The following is a 21,668-nucleotide window of genomic DNA, read 5'->3' on the forward strand; positions in this document are numbered from 1 at the left end:
GTCCCCGCGTGCACGCGGGGACCCGCGCGGGTCAGGGGAAGCGCAGCGCGTCCGCCGGGATGGGCGGGACCAGTCCTTCGGCCGCCGCGCGGGTGAGCAGCCCGCGCACGGCGGCGTAGCCGGACTCGCCCAGGTCCGCGGTGTACTCGTTGACGTACAGGCCGATGTGCTGGTCGGCGACCGCCGTATCCATCTCCTGCGCGTGCTCGCGCACGTACGGCCGGGAGGCTTCCGGGTCGTCCCACGCCATCCGTACGGAGGTCCGCGCCGCCTCCGCGAGGGCGCGCAGCCGTTCCGTGCCCAGCGAGCGGCGGGCGATGATCGCGCCCAGCGGGATGGGCAGTCCGGTGGTGTGCTCCCAGTGCTCGCCCAGGTCGGCGACGCAGTGCAGGCCGTAGGAGCCGTAGGTGAAGCGGGCCTCGTGGATGACCAGACCGGCGTCGACGCGGCCGTCGCGCACGGCGGGCATGATCTCGTGGAACGGCAGCACCACGATCTCGCCGACGCCGCCCGGCACGGCGTCGGCGGCCCACAGCCGGAACAGCAGGTAGGCGGTGGACCGTTCGCTCGGCACCGCGACCGTGGCGCCGGTGAGCGAGGAGCCGCCGGCGTCGGCCGTGCGGGAGAGGACCAGCGGCCCGCAGCCCCGGCCCAGCGCTCCGCCGCACGGCAGCAGCGCGTACTCCTCCAGCACCCACGGCAGCACCGCGTAGGAGACCTTGAGCACGTCGCCCTCGCCGCGCACGGCCAGGGCGTTGGTGACGTCGATGTCGGCGAACGTCACGTCGAGTTCGGGGGCGCCGGGGACGCGGCCGTGCGCCCAGGCGTCGAAGACGAACGTGTCGTTGGGGCAGGGCGAGTACGTGATCCGCACCGGCGCCTCCGCCTTGTGCGTCTCCGGGCCGTCCGGCCAGGCGCCGAGGACGGGTGCCGCCGCCCGGAAGGCGGCGGTCAGCGCACGCAGCGCCTCCGGGATGCGCCAGGCGTCGCGGTCCCGGGGACCGACCGGGTTGGAGACGGTGCGCAGCTCCAGCACCGGCAGGTCGTGTGCGGCGGCGGCCTCGGCGACGCCGAAGCCCTCCATGGCCTCCACCACGGCTCCGGTGTGCCGGGCGGCCAGTTCGCCGGCGCGTGCGGCGGTGCCGGTGACCGTCGAGGCGGTGAGCACCGGCCCGGTGACCGCGCCCGCGGCGTCGGCGAGGGCGCGCACGAGCGCGGGCGGCGGCGTGTGCACGACGCGGCCGAACCCGAGGTCGGTGACGGAGGTGAAGCCGTCTGCGGTCTCGGCGCCCAGGTCGGCGGCGACGATCTCGGTGGCCACCACGGTGTCGCCCACCGTCACCTGCCCGGCGAAGCCGCCGCCGATCCCGGCGGACACCACCAGGTCGTACGGCTCGCCGGCGAGGGCCGCGGCGGTGAGTGCGCTCGCCGCACCGGCGGCGGCCGCCGCGGGGCCCACTCCCGCGGCCAGTACGTCCACGGCCGGGCCGCGTCCGCCGGGTGCGGCGGCCGGGTGCACGCGGTGCAGCGCGTACCCGCCGGGCAGGGTGCTCACGTCGTGCCGGGTGCCCGTCTCGTGGGGTGTGCCGGTCTCGTCCGGGGCGTCGAATCCGGCCGTCACGGCGTCGCGCTCCGCCGCGACGGCGGTGGCGACCAGGACGCGCAGCGGGCCGGCGGCGGGGGAAAGGGGAGCGGACACCTCGGCGGTCACCGTCACTTCTCGCGCGTGACCTTGATGTTCCAGACGCCCTCGAGTTCGTCCTCGCCGAGGGTGGCGACGCTGAGCGTCACCTCGTCGGGGGCCGAGCCCTGGCCGGGCTGCGGCTGGAACCACTGCTCGGCGTCGAACGTCTGGTACGTGCTCGTCAGCTCCTCGGCCGACATGGGCCGCTGGTTGGCGAAGACGACCCAGCCCGCGTCCGCCATCTCCGGCTCGACGCCGACGTGCACCCGGTCGCCCTGGCGGACGCCGATGGTCGCGTCCGGCTTCTGCTTCAGGCAGGCGAAGCCCTCGTCGCGCGACAGTGCCTTGCCGTCCTCGGCGTAGCAGGCGGCCTCGGTCGTCACGGTCTCGCTCCCGACCGTGACCGTCATCAGCGGCGTCGGCTTCTCGCAGGCCGTCGTGACGAGGAGGCCGAGGGTGGCGGCGCCCAGGGCGGCGGCGGTGCGCAGGCCGCGCCGCGAGACGGAGAAGGCATAGCTCATGTGGGGCAATCTACCCGGCGGTCGCTTTCAGGCCACGCGGGGGTGCGGGGACCCGCGCCGGGTCGAGGACAGCAGGCCGCGCCCGGCGGTGAGCGTGCCCACGGCGATCAACGCGGCGCCGACGGCCATGCCGAGGGTGCCGTTCAGCGGCAGCGAGATGCCGATCGCGCCGCCGACCACCCAGGACATCTGCATCAGCGTCTCGGACCGGGCGAACGCGGAGGTGCGCACCTGTTCCGGCACGTCGCGCTGGATCAGCGCGTCCAGCGACAACTTGCCCAGCGCCTGCACGATGCCGGCCGTCGCGGCCACCACCGCCACCATCACCGTGCTGTACAGGGCCGCGGCCACGACCGTGGCGCCCAGCGCGCACAACAGCACCGTGGTGATGATCATCTCGGGGGCACGTTCCTTGAGCCAGGCGCCGATGGCCGTGCCCAGCGCGTTGCCCCCGCCCGCCGCCACGGCGACCAGGCCCAGCGACACCGACGCGCTCATCCCCGACATCGGCTCCTCGCGCAGCAGGAAGGCCAGGAAGAAGATCAGGAAGCCGGACAGCGCCCGTACGCACGAGTTCGCCACCAGCCCGCTGCGCACCGACACGCCGACCGTGCGCAGCCCCGGCCGGCGCCGGTGCACGCTCTCACCCGCGAGGAACGCCTTCCGCTCGCCCTTCGCCGAGTCGACCTTCGGCGCGAGCGAGAACGACAGGAAGGTGCCCAGCACGAACAGCACCATCGCCCCGTACAGGGGATACGAGGGGCCGAGCTGATGCAGGCCGGCGCCGATCGGCGCCGCCGCCCCCGTCGCCAGCAGACCGGCCAGCGTCACCCGGGAGTTGGCCTTGACCAGGGGGTAGCGCGGCGGCAGCAGCCGTGGCACCACGGCCGAACGCACCACGTTGTACGCCTTGGACGACACCAGTACGCCCAGCGCCGCCGGGTACAGCTCCAGGCCGCCGCCGGCCACCGCGCCCGCCATGGTGATCGCCAGCAGTGCGCGCGCCAGCATCGCGCCCGCCATCGCGAACCGGCGGCCGTGCGGGATGCGGTCCAGCAGGGGACCGATGACCGGTGCCAGCAGCGCGAACGGCGCCATCGTCACCAGCAGGTAGAGCGCCACCCGGCCGCGCGCCTCGCCCGTCGGCACGGAGAAGAAGATCGTCGATGCCAGCGCGATGGTGATGAGCATGTCGCCCGCGGAGTTCACCGCGTGCAGCTCGATCAGCTTGCCCAGCCCCGACTCGCCCGCCCCCTGCGCGTGCGTGGCACGCCGGATACGGCGGGCCAGCGCCGCCGGTGGACGCCCCGCGGCGCGTGCCATCCGGGCGGCGCGCCCGGGCCGGACCTTCTCCGGCCGCTCGGCGTTCTCGCCCAGCCATCGTCCGGTGCCCGCCCGGTCCGGACCGGTCCCCTCGCTCTCGGCGCGCGACGGAATCGGGCGGACCGCGGGCGGTGTCTCCTGATACGCCTCGTCGGCAGCCACGACGTTCAGTGTGCCCCAGATGTCGGCGGCTACCGCGTTGCGGCGGATTGGGCGTGCCCCGGGTGCGACGCGCGTGCGGCCCGGACCGGGTCCGCGCCGGCGACGGCCCGGGGCGCCCGGGGGCCCGCTCGGAGTCGCGGCGGGCGTGTTGGGGTAGCGTGGATGAAACGGTGCGCCCCGCACGGCCTCGAGTGTGGGCGCGGACGTCGCAGCGGCCACAGGTTCCGCTCCGTCCGCTTCCCCCGCCCCGCCCGGCCGCACGGCCAGCGCCCGCCAACGACTACGACGGCGCTTCGGCGTGGGAGACGATTCTTGTGAGTGCAGCATGAGCGCCGGCACGCGACGCCGCCGTACGACGCGTACGCCCGACCGGCTCTGCGCCGAGGCCGTCGCCCTGGCGCGCGGGGCCGTCGAGGAGGTGGCCCCGGCCGACGAGATCGGGGAGTGGCTCGAAGCCGTCGCGGACGACGACCGGGTGGTGACGCACCTCTTCGAGTGCCGCAAACCCGGCTACCGGGGCTGGCGCTGGGCCACGACCGTCGCCCGCGCGTCGCGCGCCCGCGTCGTGACCCTTGACGAGACGGTCCTGCTGCCCGGACCCGACTCGGTGCTCGCCCCCACGTGGTTGCCCTGGAGCGAACGGCTCCGTCCTGGCGACCTCGGCCCCGGCGACCTGCTGCCCACCGAGAGCGAGGACCTGCGGCTGGAGCCCGGCTTCTCCGGCGAGGACGCACCGCCGCCCAACTCGCCCGTCGCGGAGGAGGCGTCCGGTCGCGACGAGGACGGGAACGCGGAGGAGCCAGGGTCCCAGGGCGCCGGGGCGGCCGCGGTCCCCGCGCAGCCGCTGCCCACCCGGGCGGGCATCAACGCCGTCGCGCAGGAACTGGGCATGGCACGCGCCCGCGTCCTCTCCCGCTACGGCCTGCACACCGCGGCCGACCGCTGGGAGGAGTCGCACGGCCCCCGCACCCCCATGGCGCAGGCGGCGCCCGCGAATTGCCTCTCCTGCGGCTTCCTGGTGCCGCTGGCGGGCTCGCTGCGGCAGGCGTTCGGCGTCTGCGCCAACGAGTACAGCCCCGCCGACGGCCAGGTGGTGTCCCTGTCCTACGGCTGCGGCGGCCACTCCGAGGCCGCGGTCATGCCGAAGCCGCCCCAGCCGCCGCCCCCGGTCGTCGACGAGACCCGCGCCGACGCCTTCGACCTGCACGACCGGGCCGCCGGGCCCGCGGGCGGCGCCACGGAGACCGAACCGGGAGAGACCGGTCGCGCCGACCGCAGCGGCGGGAACGGCGACGGCGGCACGGCGGACGAGAGCGGGACGTCCGGTCGGAACGGCACGGCGGACGGCGCAAGCGGCAAGCAGGCGGGGAAGAGCGGCAGAGGCTCCCGGAACGGCCGCGGCCGCCGTCGCGCCGCCGCCCGCTGAGGCCGCCGAGAGCGGCACGGCGGACACGGGGGACACCGCGAACGCAGCGGACACGGCGGGCGTAGGGGCGCGCGGATGTTTGCCGGGCGCCGGGCGGACGGTTCGCTGCGCTGTTCGAGCCGGGTACCCGCGTGGATGAATCCGCCGCGACACCGGTGGCGGCCGGGGCCGTCGCGGGCGGCGCCGGAAGACGATCGTCGTCCCGTCGACACCTACGGCACTGGAGCGCCCCATGAAACGTCGTCTCGCCCTCGTCGCCTTCGCCGTCGCGTCCGCGCTGCTCACCTCGGGCTGCGGTCAGGGCACGGTGGAGGACGGCTCCGGCCGTTCCACCCCCGGAGGTGAAGCCGCTCCGTCTGCCGGGAAGTCCTCGGCCCCGCCGTCCGCCGCACCCGCGGACGTCACGCCGAGAACCGTCGAGGCGGGGGAGCAGGGCGACGCCGGCGGTGCCGCGAAGCTCTCCTCCGTGAAGGTGACCCGGCTTCCGGCCTACGACCGCGTGCGGTTCACCTTCGACGGCGGCGTCTCCCAGGTCTTCGCCGAGTACATGGACGCACTGCGCGAGCCCGGCCGCGGCAGGACGATCGACCTGAAGGGCGAGCACAAACTGGTGCTGGTCTTCGTCGGCGTCGCGCGGCAGGATCCCGCCGTGCGTGCGGACACCACCGACACCGTCCGCGAGGTGCGCGCGACCGGCGTCTTCGAGGGCGAGATGATCGTCGGTCTCGGACTCGACTCCGAGGGCGAGGGTCCCGCGGGCTACCGGGTGGAGGTGAAGGGCGACTCCGTCACCGTCGAGGTCGCCCACCGCGCCTCGCCTTCCGGTTCGCCCTCCGGCTCGCCTTCCGCTTCGTCCTCCGCAGGCTGACCGGACTCCGGAGTCCTCCTGCCGCCCGGCTGCTCGTCTCCGCGATCTTCCGGCCCCGGCTCCGTCTTCGTCTCCGCAACCGGCTCCGTGACGGGCCCCGGTTCCGATTCCGGTTCTGCTTCCTCTTCCGGTCCGGTGGCCACGGGGGCGCGGGCGGCGGGATCGATCCAGGACACCGAGCGGTCGGCGAGGAAGTACTCGGCCGGCGCGGTACGGGTGGCCCCCGACGCCCCGCCGCGCCGGGCGAGCGGGTCGTGGATCAGGCGAGCCGGGTCCGCCCCCCACCGCGGGAGCAGGTCGCGGAGTTCGGCGGCGAACGGCGTGGGCCCGGCGAGGTACACGTGCCCGTCGGCCCAGTCGTCACGTCGCCGTAGCGCCTCGTGGAAGCGTCGCGTCAGGGTGCTCGCGCCCTCGGCGGCGCGCGCCGTCCATACCGTCACCTCCACGTGAGGGTGCCGGGACGCGAGCGCGTCGATCGTGGCGCCGTCGTACAGGTCGTCCGGCGTGCGTGCGAGCACGTCCAGCCGTATCCGCCGCGGCGGGCCCGGGGTCGGGGCGCGCAGCAGGTCCTCCAGCACGGCCTTCACCGGCGCCCAGCCGGTACCGGCGGCGATCAGCGTGACCGGTGCGCCGTCGGCTCCGGGGGCCGTCGCCGTGCCGGACGCGGCGCCGAGGCGCAGCCGGTCGCCCGCGCGCACGTGATCGCACAGCGTCGTGCTCAGCGATCCGCCGCGCACCCGGGCGACGTGGAACTCCAGCAGCCCGTCGACGCGCGGGGCGCGGGCGAGCGAGTACGGGCGCCACACCCGGGGCACCTGCGGGCACTCCAGCGTCGCGTACTGCCCGGCCCGGTACGGGTAGGGCTGGTCGGGGCGGATCCGCAGGACGGCCGTACGGCCGTTGTGCAGGCCCTGTTCCACGACGGTGGCGTCCCACCACGCCGGTTCCCGCTCCCGGATGGACGCGGCCGCGCCGTGCAGCATGGTGCGGGCCGCCCGGCCGTACACGGCCCACCAGGCGGCCTCGGTCGCGTCGTCCCAGACCGAGGCACAGCCCATGCGCATCGCGGCGATCAGGCTGTGGCCCACGGTGTCGTAGTCGGCGGTGCACACCCCGAACTTGCGGTGGTCCCGCCCCAGCGCTGCCAACTGCGCCTGCAGCGCAGGGTCGTCGAGGTGCGTGACGATCTGCGCCAGCGCGGCGAACAGCCGGTCGTGCTGCTCGCGCATCTCGGCGGGGAACATGCCGCGCAGCCGCGGGTCGGAGCCGAAGAGATGCGCGTAGAAGAACCGCACCACACGGTCGGCGCGGCGCTGCGCTATCTCGAAGCTCGCTCTGACTCTTTCGACGTCGTCGATCTTCCTCACCCCCGTGCGGACTCCACGCGTTCTCCGGCCGTCTCGTGGTGCGCGCGCCGTGGCCGGAACCGATCGGTGCGTCGGCGCGACACGGGCAGTCCTAGGTCGTTCGGCGCCGGGGCGCCGCCGGATTGCCGGTGCCGTCACAGTTCCTCCACCGGCGGGGGCCGGAATATCCACGGGCACGTGTGTTCGGTGACGGCGTGAAAGTGGCTTAACCTGCACGGGTCATGAACTACTGCCCCGGATGCCTCCGCCGTCTCGACGCCGGTGCGCCCTGCCCCAACTGCGAGACGCCCGCCGCCGCGCCCGCGGACCGCGATTCCGCCCCGGCGACCGGAACGCCTCGCGAAGAGGCCTACATCGCGAAGCCGTTCCACCAGGAGGCCCCGCCCAACGTGGACCCCGATCCGGTCCCGGCGCCGGAGCGGGCCCCGGGCGGGACCGACCGCGAAGCGGAGGCGCGCGACCGTACCGGACCGGACCCCGCCGACGGCCCCGACGGCCCCGACGGCCCCGACGGACAGCCGACGGCTCCGCTCGCCGCCGTGCCGCCGACCGGTGGCGAGACCGTGGGCGGCGACCCCGGCCCCGGCGACCCCGGCCCCGGCGACCCCGGCCCCGGTGACGGCCGCGGTGACGGCCGCGCGGGCGGTGACGGTGCCGGTGACGCCGGTGACGGAGATGGCCCGGACCCGGACCCGGACCCGGACGAGATACCCCCGCCGCGCCGCAGGCGCCGACCCGCCGTGGTCGTCGCCGCCCTGTGCGCCGTCGTGCTGGCGGGGGTCGCCGCCTTCTCGTTCGGCGGGGACGAGACGCCCGCCGGGCCCGAGGACGACCGCATCGCGCCGTCCGCGACGGCCGGGGACAGCACGTCCCCCTCGCCGTCCCCTTCGTCCTCCTCGGCCGAACCGTCCCCCTCGGTCTCCGCCGAGCCCAGCCGGACCGAGACGGAATCCCCCGAGCAGCCGCAACCGGAACAGAGCGCCCCGGGCGGCGGCGACACCGGACCGGCCCCCACGAAACCGCCGGCCCCGGACACGCCCGCGCCGGAGCCCACGCCCACCAGCCCGGACCCCGAGCCGGAACCGTCCGACGACTGCGTGCTCATCATCTGCCTCTGAGAGCCCCTCACCGCACGCCGGGGAAGCGCCCGTTCCACCGCAGCGGGCGTTCCGAGCACCGGGCGTTCAGAGCAGGGCGCGGCCCAGGAGCAGGATCCCGGAGAGGGAGACGACGGCGAGGAGCGGCGTCCGCAGGCCGTCGGCCCCGAAGCGCCGGCGCGTGGGCCGGCCGAGCGCGAAACCGGCGAGCACGCACGGGAAGAGCAGCAGGCCCGACTGCACCTGCGGCACGGTGAGTTCTCCGGCGCCCGCGAGCACCACCAGCGACAGCACGGTGCCGATGAAGAAGTACGCGCCCAGCGTCGCGCGGACGCGGGAGGCGGGTTGGTGCTGGTAGAGGAGCGCCATCGGCGGCCCGCCGATGGTCGTCGCGGTGCCGGTGACGCCGGAGAGCGTCCCGGCCGTGACGAGGGTGCCGGGGCGGATCCCCACCCGGACGTCGCCCCACAACGAGGCCGCGACCGCGAGCAGCACCATGACCCCGACGGCCGCGCCCAGCACCGTCGGCTCCAGCACGGCCACCACCCACGCGCCGCCGACGCTGCCCACCACCCGCGCGGGAAGGGCCCAGCCCAGGCCCCGCCAGTCGACGTGCCGCCAGTCCGTGGTGACGGTGAGCATCGCCATCGACGCGTTGGCCACCAGCAGCCCGCCCGGCATCAGCGAGGGCTCCACCACGATCAGCACCGGCGCGGCGACCATGCCCTGTCCGAGGCCGACGCAGCTCTGCACGAGCGCGCCCACCAGGACGGCGAGACCGGCGACGACGAAGAACTGCGGATCGGGCACGTCGCCCGAGCCTACGCCTCCGCTCGCCGCGCCCCCGCGCCGGTGCGGGACGTGCCGTCTGCACGGTCTGTGGCGGGATGCCGTACCGTCACCCGGACCAGGCCGGGTGAAACGGCGTACGGAACGGTGCGGGCGCAGCCCCGCACCACTGCGGCGAGGAGGCGGCGACGTGAGCGGCGGCGGCACGGTGATGGTCGGGCAGGGCGGCGGCGAGGACCCGTTCGGGACCCTGCGCCTGCGACGCGGCGTCCTCGACGCGTGGTCCGCGTCCCCCGCCCGCTTCCGCGAGGACGCCAACGCGGAGCAGGACCTCGCGCTCGGCGGCTACCGCGACCGCCTCGTCGTGGAGCTGGCGCAGAACGCCGCCGACGCGGCGGGACGGGCCGGCGTTCCCGGCCGCATCCGCTTCACCCTGCGCGGCGACGTGCTGGTCGCCGCGAACACCGGCGCCGGGCTCGACGCGGCCGCCGTGGAGTCGCTGTCCACGCTGCGCGCCTCCGCCAAACGCGAGGACCACGGCTCGCCGACCGGCGCCGGCGAACCCGTGGGCCGGTTCGGCGTCGGCTTCGCCGCCGTGCTCGCCGTGACCGACGCCCCGGCCGTGCTGAGCAGGGCCGGCGGCGTGCGCTGGTCGCTGACCGAGGCGCGCGACGTCACGCTCGCCGAGGCCGGAGAGCGCACCGGGGCCCTCGCCGACGAGGTACGGCGCCGCGACGGCCACGTGCCGCTGCTGCGCCTGCCGCTCCCGGCCGAGGGCGGCGCCCCCGAGGGCTACGACACCGCGGTCGTGCTGCCGCTGCGGGACGCCGCTGCCGCGGCACTCGCCGAACGGCTGCTCGCCGCCGTGGACGACGCGCTGCTGCTGGCGCTGCCCGGACTGGCCGAGGTCGTCGTCGACACCCCGGACGGCGTCCGCACACTGGCCCGGCGCACCGACGGCCCGTACGTCGTGGTGGACGACGCGGTGGAGCCGGCGGCGCGCACCGAGGGGCCGACGCCGCCCGCCGTCCGCCACCACACCCGCTGGCGGGTGTCCACCGCGGGCGGACGCGTGGACCCGGACCTGTTCGCGGACCGGCCCGTGGAGGAACGGCTGCGCCCCTGGTGGACGGTGACGTGGGCGATCCCGGTGGACGACGCCGGCGCACCCGTGCGTCCGCGCACCGAACCCGTGCTGCACGCCCCCACGCCCACGGACGAACCGCTGGGCGTGCCCGCCCTGCTGGTCGCGTCCTTCCCGCTGGAGCCCACCCGGCGGCACGTCGCGCCCGGCCCGCTCGCGGACTTCCTGCTGGCCCGTGCGGCCGAGACCTACACCGGTCTCCTGGAGGGCTGGGGCCCGGCGGGCACCGGCCTCGTCGACCTGGTGCCCGGCCCGCTCGGCAAGGGCGAACTCGACGGCGAGCTGCGCCGGATGCTTCTGGAACGGCTGCCCGACGTGGCCTTCCTCCCCAGCGCGGCCGCCCTCGCGCACCGCTCGGGCCGGGGCCCGGCCGACGGCTCCGACGAGGCGCCGCGCCCGCTCCGCCCGCGCGAGGCCGAGCTGATCGAGGGCGCCGGTGCGGAGACCGTGCGCGTCCTCGCGGAGCTGTACCCGGCGCTGCTCCCGGCCGGACTGGAGCGGCGCAGCGAACTGCGCGCCCTGGAGGTCGGCCGCGTGCCGCTCGGCGAGGCCGTCGACCGCCTCGCGGGTGTCGAACGCGATCCGGCCTGGTGGCGGCGCCTGTACGACGCGCTCGCCGGCGTCGACCCGGACCGGCTCAGCGGGCTGCCCGTGCCGCTCGCCGACGGCCGTACGGTCATCGGTCCGCGGCAGGTGCTCATGCCCTCGGCGGACGGCGCCGGCCCGGCCGGCGCCCCCGGCGATCCCGGGGAGCGGCACCGCGCGCTGGCCCGGCTGGGGCTGCGGGTCGCCCACCCGGACGCCGTGCACCCGCTGCTGGAGAAGCTCGGTGCCACCCCCGCCACGCCGCGTGCGGTGCTCACCACACCGCAGGTGCGGGAGGCCGTCGCCGGGTCGCTGGACGCGGGCGAGATCTGGGACGAGGACGCGGACACCCCGGACGCCGACGCACTCGCCGAAACCGTCCTGGCACTGGTGCGCGACGCGGGACTGGCCCCGGGCGACGAGCCGTGGCTGGGCGCCCTCGCCCTCCCCGACGAGGACGGCGAACTCGCTCCCGCAGGCGAACTCGTCCTCCCCGGCAGCGCGTTCGCCCGCGTCATCCGCGACGGCGAACTCCCCGCCTGCGACGCCGTGCTCGCCGAACGCTGGGGCGAACAGCCCCTCACCGCCGTCGGCGTGCTCGCCGACTTCGCCCTCGTCCGCGCCGGGGACGTCGTCCTGGACCCGGACGAGGTCGTCGAACCGGAGATCGCCCACGCCGGCGGGGAGTACGCCGCGCCCGACGACACCGGTCTCCTCGACGCGGTCGACGTGTGGTGCGAGGACGTGCTCGACCGTCTCCCCGAGACCCCCGTCCCGCCCGTCGCCGCCGAACTGGTCGCCGTCCGCGACCTGGACCTCGTCGACGACGACCACTGGCCGGAGGCCCTCGCCATGCTGGCCCGGCCGCCGCTGCGGGAGGCGCTGACCGCGCCCGTCCGCGTGCTGCTGCCGGACGGCACCCGGGAGACCGTGCGGCCGTACACCGCGTGGTGGCTGCGCGGGCACCCGGTGCTGGACGGGCGCCGGCCCGCCGGGCTGCGGGCCGCCGGCGGCGACGGGCTCCTCGCCGGGCTCTACGAGGAGGCCGACGCCTCCGCGCTGGTCGCGCCGGACGGTGACGGCGCGCCCGACGAGCAGGTGCTGCGCGCCCTGGGCGTTCGCACCTCCGCCGTGGCCCTGCTGGACGAGCCGGGCGGCGCGGCGGAACTCCTCGCGCGGCTCGCCGACCCCGGACTGCCCGTCTCCGCCGAGCAGTTGCACGGCCTCTACGGCCTGCTCGCCGGCCTGGACCCGGACGAGGTCACGCTGCCCGAGGAGCTCCGCGCGGTCGTGGGCGGGACGGTGCGCGTGGTCGCGGCGGCGGAGGCGGTCGTGGTGGAGGCCCCCGACCTGATGCCGCTGCTCGGCGACCGCCCGATGCTCCCCGTACCCTCCGCGCGGGCGGCCGACCTGGCGTCGGTGCTGGACGTGCGGCGGCTGGGCGACGTGGTCCCCGGCACACCCGGCGGCGACCCCGGCACCCGCCGCGACGTGCCGGAGGCCGTGCGGCACCTGCTGCCGACGGCGCCGACGGAGTACCTGGAGCACGACGAACTCCTGGTCGACGGCGTCGAGGTGGACTGGCGGCTGGCACCGGACGGCACCCTGCACGCCGCCACCCTGGAGGGCGTCGCCGCGGGGCTGGCGTGGGCCGCGGGCGCCTGGGCCCGCCGCTTCGAACTCGCCGCCCTCCTGGAGGACCCCTCCCGCGCCGGCGAACTGGCCCGCGCCCGCTGGTTCGAGTGACCGCCGCAGACCGTGCCGGGCGCCGGAGTCAACCCCGCATGGTCGGCGGGACGGCGGCCAGCAGGGCGTGGGCGAAGGCCGTGACGCCCGGATGGCCCTCGGCGCCGCGGCGGAAGGCGACCTCGGTGCAGCGGTAGGCGCCCAGTTCCGCCAGCACCGCCCCGTCCGGCAGCCCGTCCGCCACGCCGAGTTCGGGGACGAACGCCACGCCCATGCCCACCGCGACCAGCGCCAGCACCGCGCCGAAGTCGTCGACGTGGTGCACCGTGCGCGGCTCGAACCCCTCGGCCGCGCAGTGTTCCAGTGCCGCGTCGTGGCACAGCGTGCCGCGCGTGGCGGTGATCCACGGCGCCTCGCGCCAGCCGCGCACCGCGTGCCGGCCGCCGGGCGGCGGCTTCCACCGCGCGGGGGAGGCCAGGTACATCCGCTCCGTGCACAGCGGCACCGTGCTCAGCCCCGGTGGGGGCGGCGGCGGTTCCGCCTCGTAGTGCTGGAGGAGCGCCACGTCCAGCGCGCCGGACCGCAGGTCGTCCGCGACGTGGGCCGGGTCGATCTCGCTGACCAGCGGCTCCAGCCGGGGCAGCGTGTCGGCCAGGCGCGCCAGCGCCTCCGGCAGCAGCAGCCGGGCGGCGGAGGTGAAGGTGCCGATGCGCAGCGGACCGGACGGCTCGCGGCGGATGCCCGCCAGCTCCGAGGTGGCCTGCTCCAGCCGCTCCAGTACGGCGTCCGCGTGGACGACCAGCGCGTGGCCCGCCTCGGTCAGCGCGACGCGCCGCCCGGTACGCTCCAGCAGCGGCACGCCCGCCTCGCGTTCGAGCACGGAGAGCTGCTGCGAGACGGCCGACGGCGTGTACGCCATCGCCTCCGCGACCGCGGCGATCGTGCCCCGGTGGGAGAGTTCCCGCAGCAGGCGGAGCCGCCGTACGTCGAGCATCAGCTCAGCTTACGGTCCACCGCAGAAGTTCGAGATGGACGCCCCGGCAGTGGGCGGGGGACGCTCGGTGGCATGGATGCCACCGCCGCCCTCGCCGCGCCCGCCTCCCCCGGGCCCGCCCTCTCGGGCCTCCACGTGCCGCTGGTCACCCCCTTCACCGCGCAGGGCGACCTGGCGGCCGACGCGCTGGAGGGGCTGGCGCATCAGGTGCTCGACGACGGCGCCGACGGGCTGGTGGCCCTGGGCACCACGGGCGAGCCGGGCGCGCTGGAGGACGAGGAGCGCCGGGCGGTGGTGGACGTCTGCGTGCGGGTGTGCCGGGAGCGCGGCGCGAGCCTCGTCGTCGGCGCCGGTTCCTCCTCGACCCGGGCGAGCGTCCGCGAGCTGGCCGCGCTCGGCGGCCGGCCGGAGATCGGCGCCGCCCTGGTGACCGTGCCGTCGTTCGTGCGGCCCTCCGAGGCGGGCGTGCTGGCGCACTTCGGCGCACTCGCCGCACACAGCCCGGTCCCGCTGGTCGTCTACAACATCCCGTACCGCACCGGGCAGCGGATCGGCGCGGACACGCTCCGGGAACTGGCGGCGCTGCCGAACATCGCCGGGGTCAAGCACGCCGTCGGCGGCATCGACGCCGACACCGTGAACCTGCTCGCCGACCCGCCGCCCGCGTCCCACGGCTTCGCCGTGCTGGGCGGGGACGACGCGTACCTGCCGCCGCTGCTCGCGCTCGGCGGCCAGGGCGGCATCCTCGCCTCCGCGCACCTGTGCACCGCGCGGTGGGCGGAGCTGGTCGCGGCGTGGCGGGACGGCGACGTGGTGCGGGCGCGGGAACTCGGGCGCGGGGCGGTGCGGCTGGCGTCGGCGGTGTTCACGGAGCCGAACCCGACGGTGGTGAAGGGCGTGCTGCACGCGCAGGGCCGCATTCCCAGCCCGGACGTGCGGCTGCCGCTGCTGCCGGCGTCGGCCGCGGCGGTGGACGCCGCGCTGTACCGGGCCACCGAGTGGGCGGAGGCGTCGGCACCGGCCCTGGCCGCCGTCTGACCGAGCGTGTCCCTTCGGCTCCGGGCCGGGGGCTCTGCGCGCTCCACGTTCCGCAGGGCGTGAGGCCCGGATACCGCCGCGACGCCACCACCGCCACCGGAGCCGCCTCGCGGTCGCTGTGACGCGCCGCGTCGCGGGCGCCGGCGGGCGGGACCGCAGCGTGTTCGCCCGGGCAGCCCCCCTGGCGCCCGCCTATTCGGCCGGTGCGCGCCGGCCGGTTCCCCTCGCCGGGCCCGGGGCCGGCTCCGCCGCTTCGCCCGCGGACCGGTCGGCCGCCGGCTCCGCCGCCGCTTCGCGGCGCAGCGCGGCATCGCGGCGGCGGACGTACAGCAGGCCGACCAGGCCGAGCCCGGCGCCCGCGGCGCAGGTCCAGATCCACCACGTGTGGCCGTGGTCGGAGAACCAGCCGTGGAACGGGAGCTGGCCGACGAAGAGCAGGAACCAGACGAGCGTGCCGGTGACCACGGTGCCGACGACGGGCCCCTCGAGCGGCTCGGGGGCGTCGCGTTCGCCGTCCGTCCACTTGCTGATCAGACCCATGCGCTCCGGCTCCTCCGCTCGCCCGTCGCACCCAGCTTAGGGCGTGCGGCGCCGGGTCCGGTTGCAGGCCCGGTCGGGCGTTCGGCCCGGCTCCGGCCGCGCGCCGCGGCCGGAGCCCGCGGCCTTCGCCCCGACCTGCCTCCGGCGTGGTCTACGCGCGGAGATGGCGTTCGCGCGCATCATCTGTTCATACTGCAACCATCTGTGCCTGGCTGGTTTTCCTCGTCGGAAGCTCCAAGCCGGCACCTCGCACCGCCACCCTTCGCGCCCGTCGCGCGCCCGCACCACCGAGGTCACGCATGTCCCCCACGGCCGGCAAGACGCTCACCCACGCGCCACAGCCCGACGCTCCGGACGGGCCCTCCGGGCGCTCCGCCGCCCTGGACCGCTTCTTCCGGGTGTCCGAGCGCGGCTCCAGCTTCGGCCGGGAGGTGCGCGGCGGGCTCGCCACCTTCTTCGCGATGGCCTACATCGTCATCCTCAACCCCATCATCCTCGGGGCCGGAACGGACAAGTTCGGCCACCAACTCGACAACGCGGAACTGGTGACGGCCACCGCGCTGATGGCCGGGCTGACCACGCTGCTGATGGGCCTGATCGGCAACGTGCCCATCGCGCTCGCCGCCGGGCTCGGCATCAACGCCGTCGTCTCGCTCCAGCTCGCGCCGAAGATGAGCTGGCCGGACGCCATGGGCATGGTCGTCCTCGCCGGTCTGGTGCTGATGGTCCTCGTGGCCTCCGGTCTGCGGCAGCGCGTCATGGACGCCATCCCGAACGGGCTGCGCCGGTCGATCGCCATCGGCATCGGCCTCTTCATCACCCTGATCGGCCTGGTCGACTCCGGCTTCGTCACCCGCAACCCCGACTCCGCCCACACCACCGTCCCGCTCGGCCTCGGCGAGGGCGGCCGGCTGGAGGGCTGGCCGGTGCTGGTCTTCGTGCTGGGCCTCGCGCTGATGTGCGTGCTGGTGGTCCGCAAGGTGCGCGGCGCCATCCTCATCGGCATCGCGGTGGCGACGGTGGCCGCGGTCGTGGTCAACGCGCTGGCCGTGATCCCCGACGCCGCGTGGGGTCTGGCGGTGCCGAACGTCCCGGACGACGTGATCGGCTCGCCCGACTTCGGCCTGATCGGCGACATCAGCCTGTTCGGCGGGTTCGAGGAGGTCGGCGTCCTCACCGGATCCCTCTTCGTCTTCACCGTGCTGCTGTCCGGCTTCTTCGATGCGATGGGCACGGTGATCGGCGTCGGCGAGGAGTCCGGGCTGACCGACCGGAACGGTCAGCTGCCCGGCATGGGTCGCATCCTCATGGTGGACGGCGCCGCCGTGGCCGGCGGCGGCTTCGGCTCCTGCTCGGCGAACACCTGTTTCGTCGAGTCCACCGCAGGCGTCGGCGAGGGCGCGCGCACCGGACTCGCCAACCTGGTCACCGGCGGCCTCTTCCTGCTCACCCTGGTCCTGACGCCGCTGGCCACCGTGGTGCCGTCGCAGGCGGCGACGCCCGCGCTGGTCGTCGTCGGCTTCCTGATCATGGCCTCGAACGTGCGGGAGATCGACTGGGCCGACCCCACCGTCGGCATCCCGGCGTTCCTCACCCTGGTCTCGATGCCGTTCACCTACAGCATCACCAACGGCATCGGCATCGGCGTGCTCGCCTTCATCCTGCTGCGCGCCGCCACCGGACGCTTCCGCTCGGTGCCCTGGCTGCTGAACGTCGTCGGCCTGTGCTTCCTGGTGTACTTCCTGCTCGGCCCGATCGAGCAGCTGCTCGGCGTCTGAGCGGGCGGCGCTCCCCGCGTCAGGCGCGGCCGTAGAAACGATCCGTCTCCTCGACGGCCGCGTGGAAGCGCTGGTCGAAGTCCTCGCGGACCAGCGTGCGTATCACGTAGTCCTGCACGCTCATGCCCCGCCGGGCGGCGTGATCGTGAAGTCGTGCGCACAGCTCGCTGTCCATGCGCAGACTGAGCACCGTGGAATTCATGCCTCCCACGGTCCGCGACCCGGCCCGCGGCGCGTGTCGTTTTCCCGTACGAGCTCACCCGTACGTGTGACCAGGCGCTCGTCAAACCCGCTCGAAAGAGGCTGGTCGTTAGCGCGGGTAATGAGTTATGCTAATGACATGCCGGAACCGTCCTCTGGTGGCACGCTCGCAGCGATGCCCGACACCGACCTCACCGCGGAGAACGCCGCGGCGGTCAACGCGCTCCGCTCCGCCGTGATGCGCCTCTCCCGGCGCCTGCGGCACCAGCGGGTCGACGAGTCGCTGAGCCCGACCGAGATGTCGGTGCTCGGCACCCTCGCCCGCTGCGGCTCGGCCACGCCCAGCGAGCTGGCGCGCAAGGAGCACGTCCAGCCCCCGTCGATGACCCGCATCGTCGGGATGCTCGAAGGCAAGGGGCTCGTCCGCCTGGAACCGCACCCGGAGGACCGCCGCCAGAAGGTGGTCACCCAGACGGAGCAGGCCGAGTCGATGCTCGCGGCGAGCCGCACCAAGCGGAACGCCTGGCTGGCGGAGCTGGCCGGCGGGCTCGACGAGGACGAATGGGCGAAGCTGCGCGAGGCCGCGCCCGTCCTGGAGAAACTCGCGCACCTGTAACGACGACCGCACCTTTTACAGAGGACGACGCTCCGAGGACGACGACCGCACCTCTGCCGAAGGAGAACACCACGAGGAGGCCACCCTTGAGTTCGGGCCACGGAGCAGACTCCGCACCCGCGCCGCACGACACCACCGCCGACACCCCCCGGCCCGCCCCCGCACCCACGGATGCCACCGGCGAAGCGCCGTCGAAGACCTCGATGTTCAGCTCCCTCCGGGTGCGGAACTACCGCCTCTTCTTCCTCGGCCAGGCCGTCTCCAACACCGGCACCTGGATGCAGCGGATCGCCCAGGACTGGCTCGTGCTCAGCCTCACCGGCTCCGCCACCGCCGTCGGCATCACCACCGCCCTCCAGTTCCTGCCGATGCTGCTCTTCGGCCTCTACGGCGGCGTCATCGCCGACCGCTGCAACAAGCGGCGGCTGCTGCTGCTCACCCAGTCCACGATGGGCGTCACCGGCCTGGTGCTCGCCGCGCTCACGCTCAGCGGACACGTGCACGTCCTGCACGTCTACGCCCTCGCCTTCGCCCTCGGCCTCGCCACGGTCGTCGACAACCCGACCCGGCAGACCTACGTCTCCGAGATGGTCGGCCCGCGCATGCTGCGCAACGCCGTCTCGCTGAACTCCGCGAACTTCCAGAGCGCCCGGCTGGTCGGCCCCGCCGTCGCCGGCGTGATGATCACCGCGGTGGGCAGCGGCTGGGCGTTCCTCTTCAACGGGCTGTCCTTCCTCGCGCCCATCGCGGGCCTGCTGATGATCCGGACCGGCGAGCTGCACGCCACCGAACGTGCCCCGCGCAGCAAGGGCCAGCTGCGTGAGGGGCTCGCCTACGTCCGCAGCCGCCCCGACCTGCTGTGGCCGATCGTGCTGGTCGGCTTCATCGGCACCTTCGGCTTCAACTTCCCCATCTGGCTGACCGCGTTCACCGACCGCGTCTTCGAGGAGGGCGCCGGGACGTACGGCCTGCTCAACACGCTGATCGCGATCGGCTCGCTGGCGGGCGCGCTGTTCGCGGCCCGGCGGGCGGTCAGCCGCATGCGGCTGATGCTGGGCGCCGCGCTGCTGTTCGGCGTCCTGGAGATGGCCGCCGCCCTCACCCCGTCGTTCTGGCTGTTCGCCGCGGTCATGCTGCCCATCGGCGTGATGGGCATGACCTTCAACGTCACCGCCAACTCCAGCGTGCAGCTCGCCTCCGACCCGACGATGCGCGGCCGGGTGATGAGCCTGTACATGATGGTCTTCGTCGGCGGCACCCCGATCGGCGGGCCCATCATGGGCTGGCTCACCGACACCTACGGCGCGCGGGCCGGCTTCCTCGCCGGCGGCCTGGTCTCGGCACTCGTCGCGGTGGGCGTGGCCCTGGCACTGGCGCGCGCCAGCGGCCTGCGGCTGGCCTTCCGGCCCCGGAACGGCCGTCGCGTGCTGACGTTCGTCCCGCGGGAGGAGCAGCCCTCCGGAGTGCCCGCCGCCGTCGGGGCCGGTGCCACCGGTCCGGTGCCCTCGTCCGGAGAGCCCGCCCCGGACCGTGCCCGCGTCCCCACCGCGGCCTGACACACGACGGCCGGTGCCCGCACACGGGGCGCCGGCCGCCGCCCGGCTCCGACCGACGACCGAGGTGTGCGCATGAGCCCCGTGCTCAGAGCCCTCAACCTGCTGCTGATGTTCCTGCTCGAACTCGCGGTGTACGCCTCCGCGGGCTACTGGGGTTGCACCGTGGCCGATTCCGGAGCGGTCCGCATCCTGCTGACGGTGTCCGCCCCGGCGGCCCTGGCCGTCGTCTGGGCGCTCTTCGGCTCGCCCAAGGCGCCCCACCCGGCCAGGGGCGGTACACGGGTACTGCTGGAGGTGCTCTGGTTCGGCACCGGAGCCGCCGCGCTCGCCGCCGCGGGCCGTCCGGAGTGGGCGGCCGTCCTCGCCGGACTCTTCGTGGCCAACGCCACGCTACGGGCGCCCTGGCGCGAGTGACCGGTCCAGGCGGGCGACGGCGAGCCGTACCGTGACGGCATGCGCCTGTTCGCCGCCCTGCTGCCGCCCGACCCGGCGGTCGCCGCACTCGCCGGAGCCGTCGCCCCGCTGCACGCCCTCCCGGGCGCGGACCGGCTCCGCTGGACCCACCGCGAGGGCTGGCACTTCACCCTCGCCTTCTACGGCGAGGTCGACGACGCACACACCCTCCCCGACCTGCGCGAACGGCTCGCCCGCGCCGCCCGGCGCAGCAGCCCCCTCCACCTGCGTCTCTCCGGCGCCGGACGGTTCGGCGACCGCGCCCTGTGGGTGGGGGCGGACGGCGACCGCCGCGCCCTGGAACGGCTGGCCCAGGCCGCGCAGGCCGCCGGGCGCCGCAGCGGCGTGCAGAGGGAGGCGGGCCGCCCGTTCCGTGCGCACCTCACGCTCGCCCGCGCCCGCGGCCGCGTCCGGGGGCCGTCCGACGGGGCCGCCACCGACCTGCGTCCGTACGTCGAGGCACTCGGCGGCTTCGAGAGCGACCCGTGGACCGCACCCGAGCTGACGCTCGTCCACAGCCGGCTGCCCGCGAGCGGCGTGCCGGGTGAGCAGCCTCACTACGCGCCGATCGCCGCCTGGCCGCTGGGCGGCTGACCGCGCCCGCTACCGTGGGCGCGTGAACGCCAAGACCCGCACGCGCGTCGTCAGCGCCGCCCTCGTGCTCCTCCTCATCGCCGTCGCCGTCGCCGCCGCCCTCGGCGGCTGACCGCCGGCGCAGACAGCAGGCCCGGGCCCCCGACGGGACGGGTCCTCAGGCGGAGTCGAGCGCGGCGATCTCCTCGTCCGTGAGGGCGAGGTCCGCCGCCGCGGCCGAGTCGCGCACCGTCTCGGGCCGGCTGGCGCCCGGGATCGGGACGACGTGCGGCGACTTCGCGAGCATCCACGCCAGGCACACCCGCTGCGGGCTCACCCCATGCTCCTCGGCGATCCGGGCGAACGCCGTGTGGGCCGAACCCAGGCCGCCCGCCCGGGACATGCCGCCCAGCGGACTCCACGGCAGGAACGCGAGCCCCAACTCGTCGCACAGCCGCAGCTCCGGCTCACTGGAACGGAACGCCGGCGAGAACTGGTTCTGCACGGACACCAGGTTCTCGCCGAGGATGTCGTGGGCCAGCCGGATCAGGCCCGGATCGACGTTCGAGACGCCGGCCATGCGGATCTTCCCCTCGGACAGCAGCTCGCTCAGCGCCCCCAGCGACTCCGCGTACGGCACCGAGGGGTCGGGCCGGTGGAACTGGTACAGCCCGATCGCCTCCACGCCCAGCCGCGCCAGCGACGCCTCGCAGGCGCGCCGCAGGTGCTCCGGCGAGCCGTCGACCGTCCAGCCGCCGTCCGGCCGGAGATGGCCGCCCTTGGTGGCGACCAGCACGTCACCGCCCCGGTCGTGCGCGGCGAGCGCCTTCGCGACCAGCGCTTCGTTGTGGCCGACGCCGTCGGCCTGCGCGTAGTAGGCGTCCGCGGTGTCGATCAGGGTCACTCCCGCGTCCAGCGCGGCGTGGATCGTCGCGAAGGCCCGGTCCTCGTCCGGCCGTCCCTCGACGGACAGGGGCATGGCGCCGAGACCGACCGCCCCGACCACGCGATCCCCGATACGGCGGGTCTGCATCCTTCACGTGTCCTCTCGTCCGGCCTCCGACAGCGCGCGGCTTCCGCGCCGCGCTCCAGGTCCTTCAGGCCCCCTCAGGCTCACCGTCGTACCCGCGCTCGTCCACCGCATTCCGCGGGCGGTGCACCTCCGGCGCCTCGGCGCGGGAACGTCATCCCCCTGGACCGCCTCCCGACGAGGCCGTCCAGGACGCCGCCTGCGTGTGCCGCCCGCCGGGGGCGACGGGCGGCACAC

19 protein-coding genes and 1 pseudogene are annotated in these 21,668 nt (G+C 75.4%); 10 read left to right on the plus strand and 10 right to left on the minus strand.

The window, feature by feature from the left end:
- Positions 1-31 precede the first annotated feature (31 nt).
- The 4 genes and pseudogenes from K304_RS34220 to K304_RS0123680 all read right to left on the minus strand — a co-directional run bounded on the left by K304_RS34220 (position 32) and on the right by K304_RS0123680 (position 3,528).
- On the minus strand, positions 32-868 hold the full coding sequence (locus K304_RS34220; RefSeq protein WP_027765739.1) for a 1,4-dihydroxy-6-naphtoate synthase: 837 nt from the start codon (positions 866-868) through the stop codon (positions 32-34).
- A gap of 66 nt (positions 869-934) precedes the next feature.
- Positions 935-1,717 (minus strand): annotated as a pseudogene (locus K304_RS34225) (futalosine hydrolase); the annotation flags it as partial.
- On the minus strand, positions 1,714-2,205 hold the full coding sequence (locus tag K304_RS33515; RefSeq protein ID WP_027765740.1) for a hypothetical protein: 492 nt from the start codon (positions 2,203-2,205) through the stop codon (positions 1,714-1,716). The gene K304_RS33515 and the pseudogene K304_RS34225, both read right to left, overlap by 4 nt.
- Before the next feature lie 27 nt (positions 2,206-2,232).
- Positions 2,233-3,528, minus strand: a complete 1,296-nt coding sequence (locus tag K304_RS0123680) for an MFS transporter (RefSeq protein ID WP_037791836.1) — start codon at positions 3,526-3,528, stop codon at positions 2,233-2,235.
- A gap of 487 nt (positions 3,529-4,015) precedes the next feature.
- Between K304_RS0123680 and K304_RS30925 the strand changes: the two genes are divergently transcribed.
- Both K304_RS30925 and K304_RS0123695 read left to right on the plus strand, forming a co-directional pair.
- Positions 4,016-5,116, plus strand: a complete 1,101-nt coding sequence (locus K304_RS30925) for a DUF3027 domain-containing protein (protein ID WP_078529590.1) — start codon at positions 4,016-4,018, stop codon at positions 5,114-5,116.
- A gap of 232 nt (positions 5,117-5,348) precedes the next feature.
- Complete coding sequence (locus tag K304_RS0123695; RefSeq protein WP_027765742.1) at positions 5,349-5,984, plus strand: AMIN-like domain-containing (lipo)protein; 636 nt, start codon at positions 5,349-5,351, stop codon at positions 5,982-5,984.
- Here K304_RS0123695 and K304_RS30930 read toward each other — a convergent pair.
- Entirely contained in the window at positions 5,876-7,351 is a 1,476-nt protein-coding gene (locus tag K304_RS30930; protein ID WP_051308759.1) for a globin domain-containing protein, read from the minus strand. The genes K304_RS0123695 and K304_RS30930 overlap by 109 nt on opposite strands.
- A gap of 221 nt (positions 7,352-7,572) precedes the next feature.
- Between K304_RS30930 and K304_RS0123705 the strand changes: the two genes are divergently transcribed.
- A complete protein-coding gene (locus tag K304_RS0123705) occupies positions 7,573-8,469 on the plus strand; it encodes a hypothetical protein (RefSeq protein WP_027765743.1) in 897 nt (298 codons plus the stop codon).
- Positions 8,470-8,535: 66 nt separating this feature from the next.
- Here the strand turns inward: K304_RS0123705 and K304_RS0123710 are convergent, their stop codons facing one another.
- Positions 8,536-9,258 (minus strand): sulfite exporter TauE/SafE family protein, encoded by a 723-nt coding sequence (locus K304_RS0123710; protein ID WP_027765744.1) that lies wholly within the window; start codon positions 9,256-9,258, stop codon positions 8,536-8,538.
- A gap of 190 nt (positions 9,259-9,448) precedes the next feature.
- Here K304_RS0123710 and K304_RS0123715 point away from each other — a divergent pair, with 190 nt between their 5' ends.
- On the plus strand, positions 9,449-12,712 hold the full coding sequence (locus tag K304_RS0123715; RefSeq protein ID WP_037791843.1) for a sacsin N-terminal ATP-binding-like domain-containing protein: 3,264 nt from the start codon (positions 9,449-9,451) through the stop codon (positions 12,710-12,712).
- A gap of 28 nt (positions 12,713-12,740) precedes the next feature.
- On the opposite strand, the gene K304_RS0123720 is transcribed toward K304_RS0123715, so the two are convergent.
- Complete coding sequence (locus tag K304_RS0123720; protein ID WP_027765746.1) at positions 12,741-13,646, minus strand: LysR substrate-binding domain-containing protein; 906 nt, start codon at positions 13,644-13,646, stop codon at positions 12,741-12,743.
- A gap of 72 nt (positions 13,647-13,718) precedes the next feature.
- Here K304_RS0123720 and K304_RS0123725 point away from each other — a divergent pair, with 72 nt between their 5' ends.
- Entirely contained in the window at positions 13,719-14,684 is a 966-nt protein-coding gene (locus tag K304_RS0123725) for a dihydrodipicolinate synthase family protein (RefSeq protein ID WP_051308760.1), read from the plus strand.
- A gap of 192 nt (positions 14,685-14,876) precedes the next feature.
- Here the strand turns inward: K304_RS0123725 and K304_RS30935 are convergent, their stop codons facing one another.
- Positions 14,877-15,224, minus strand: coding sequence for a DUF2530 domain-containing protein (locus K304_RS30935; protein ID WP_078529594.1), 348 nt, complete (start codon positions 15,222-15,224; stop codon positions 14,877-14,879).
- Between the two features lie 299 nt (positions 15,225-15,523).
- On the opposite strand from K304_RS30935, the gene K304_RS0123735 reads away from it, so the two are divergent.
- On the plus strand, positions 15,524-17,002 hold the full coding sequence (locus tag K304_RS0123735; RefSeq protein WP_027765749.1) for an NCS2 family permease: 1,479 nt from the start codon (positions 15,524-15,526) through the stop codon (positions 17,000-17,002).
- A gap of 19 nt (positions 17,003-17,021) precedes the next feature.
- On the opposite strand, the gene K304_RS0123740 is transcribed toward K304_RS0123735, so the two are convergent.
- Entirely contained in the window at positions 17,022-17,204 is a 183-nt protein-coding gene (locus tag K304_RS0123740; protein WP_027765750.1) for a hypothetical protein, read from the minus strand.
- A 138-nt stretch (positions 17,205-17,342) separates the two neighbouring features.
- Here K304_RS0123740 and K304_RS0123745 point away from each other — a divergent pair, with 138 nt between their 5' ends.
- The 4 genes from K304_RS0123745 (at position 17,343) to thpR (ending at position 20,422) form a co-directional block, all read left to right on the plus strand.
- Positions 17,343-17,819, plus strand: coding sequence for a MarR family winged helix-turn-helix transcriptional regulator (locus K304_RS0123745; RefSeq protein ID WP_486591785.1), 477 nt, complete (start codon positions 17,343-17,345; stop codon positions 17,817-17,819).
- Positions 17,820-17,905: 86 nt separating this feature from the next.
- Positions 17,906-19,375 carry an MFS transporter gene (locus tag K304_RS30940; protein WP_199779662.1) on the plus strand — a complete coding sequence of 490 codons (1,470 nt, stop codon included), beginning with the start codon at positions 17,906-17,908 and terminating at the stop codon, positions 19,373-19,375.
- 72 nt (positions 19,376-19,447) lie between these two features.
- Positions 19,448-19,789, plus strand: a complete 342-nt coding sequence (locus K304_RS0123755) for a YrdB family protein (RefSeq protein ID WP_027765752.1) — start codon at positions 19,448-19,450, stop codon at positions 19,787-19,789.
- Between the two features lie 39 nt (positions 19,790-19,828).
- Positions 19,829-20,422 carry an RNA 2',3'-cyclic phosphodiesterase gene (thpR, locus tag K304_RS0123760; protein ID WP_027765753.1) on the plus strand — a complete coding sequence of 198 codons (594 nt, stop codon included), beginning with the start codon at positions 19,829-19,831 and terminating at the stop codon, positions 20,420-20,422.
- 157 nt (positions 20,423-20,579) lie between these two features.
- Here the strand turns inward: thpR and K304_RS0123770 are convergent, their stop codons facing one another.
- Positions 20,580-21,434: an aldo/keto reductase gene (locus K304_RS0123770; protein WP_027765754.1), complete on the minus strand. Its 855-nt coding sequence runs from the start codon at positions 21,432-21,434 to the stop codon at positions 20,580-20,582.
- Positions 21,435-21,668: the final 234 nt, after the last annotated feature.

The sequence above is a fragment of the Streptomyces sp. CNS606 genome (genome assembly GCF_000426325.1).

Bases quoted from the DNA above. Each gene is read 5' to 3' on its own strand.
- K304_RS0123725 (WP_051308760.1), top strand. From the start codon at position 13,719: ATGGATGCCACCGCCGCCCTCGCCGCGCCCGCCTCCCCCGGGCCCGCC.
- K304_RS0123755 (WP_027765752.1), top strand. From the start codon at position 19,448: ATGAGCCCCGTGCTCAGAGCCCTCAACCTGCTGCTGATGTTCCTGCTC.
- K304_RS0123695 (WP_027765742.1), top strand. From the start codon at position 5,349: ATGAAACGTCGTCTCGCCCTCGTCGCCTTCGCCGTCGCGTCCGCGCTG.
- K304_RS0123680 (WP_037791836.1), bottom strand. From the start codon at position 3,528: ATGGCACGCGCCGCGGGGCGTCCACCGGCGGCGCTGGCCCGCCGTATC.
- K304_RS0123745 (WP_486591785.1), top strand. From the start codon at position 17,343: ATGCCGGAACCGTCCTCTGGTGGCACGCTCGCAGCGATGCCCGACACC.
- K304_RS0123740 (WP_027765750.1), bottom strand. From the start codon at position 17,204: ATGAATTCCACGGTGCTCAGTCTGCGCATGGACAGCGAGCTGTGCGCA.
- K304_RS0123720 (WP_027765746.1), bottom strand. From the start codon at position 13,646: ATGCTCGACGTACGGCGGCTCCGCCTGCTGCGGGAACTCTCCCACCGG.
- K304_RS30935 (WP_078529594.1), bottom strand. From the start codon at position 15,224: ATGGGTCTGATCAGCAAGTGGACGGACGGCGAACGCGACGCCCCCGAG.
- K304_RS0123735 (WP_027765749.1), top strand. From the start codon at position 15,524: ATGTCCCCCACGGCCGGCAAGACGCTCACCCACGCGCCACAGCCCGAC.
- thpR (WP_027765753.1), top strand. From the start codon at position 19,829: ATGCGCCTGTTCGCCGCCCTGCTGCCGCCCGACCCGGCGGTCGCCGCA.
- K304_RS0123705 (WP_027765743.1), top strand. From the start codon at position 7,573: ATGAACTACTGCCCCGGATGCCTCCGCCGTCTCGACGCCGGTGCGCCC.
- K304_RS30925 (WP_078529590.1), top strand. From the start codon at position 4,016: ATGAGCGCCGGCACGCGACGCCGCCGTACGACGCGTACGCCCGACCGG.
- K304_RS33515 (WP_027765740.1), bottom strand. From the start codon at position 2,205: ATGAGCTATGCCTTCTCCGTCTCGCGGCGCGGCCTGCGCACCGCCGCC.
- K304_RS0123715 (WP_037791843.1), top strand. From the start codon at position 9,449: ATGGTCGGGCAGGGCGGCGGCGAGGACCCGTTCGGGACCCTGCGCCTG.
- K304_RS0123770 (WP_027765754.1), bottom strand. From the start codon at position 21,434: ATGCAGACCCGCCGTATCGGGGATCGCGTGGTCGGGGCGGTCGGTCTC.